Here is a 315-nt window from a genome sequence, read left to right as displayed (position 1 = left end):
AAAAAGAGAAAAAAGGGCGTCAAAGCAATCCACAATGCAAGACACTAAAAATATGAGCCTGGATGAAATCCTAAATGAGCTTAGGAGGAAGGCTAGTTCAAGTGAAGAAGAAAAGGTCTTGATTGATGACTTTAATAATGATCCTGAGGTTGTAAAAATACAGGCCAAAGAAAGGGTCTCTATGGACAAGTCAGATGTCGAAATATTTAAAGAGTACTCTGATTTTGAAAGAACTAGTATAGAAGAACCTAATAATAGTTATAGTATAGAAGATTTAAAAAATAAGACTAAGAAGATAAATCTTGAGGACTTTAG

Annotated in this window: 1 protein-coding gene; it reads left to right on the top strand. The window is 33.0% G+C overall.

Annotated elements, in window-relative coordinates:
• Nucleotides 1–52 precede the first annotated feature (52 nt).
• Nucleotides 53–315, top strand: a 263-nt coding sequence (locus tag NE547_RS18130; protein WP_370866866.1) for a hypothetical protein, incomplete at its 3' end; no start/stop codon positions are given.

This window comes from Flavonifractor sp. DFI.6.63, assembly GCF_024462255.1.
GTDB lineage: Bacteria > Bacillota > Clostridia > Oscillospirales > Oscillospiraceae > Lawsonibacter_A > Lawsonibacter_A hominis.
Note: the sequence above shows the minus strand (reverse complement) of the source record. Positions and strands in the feature narration are given on the sequence as shown.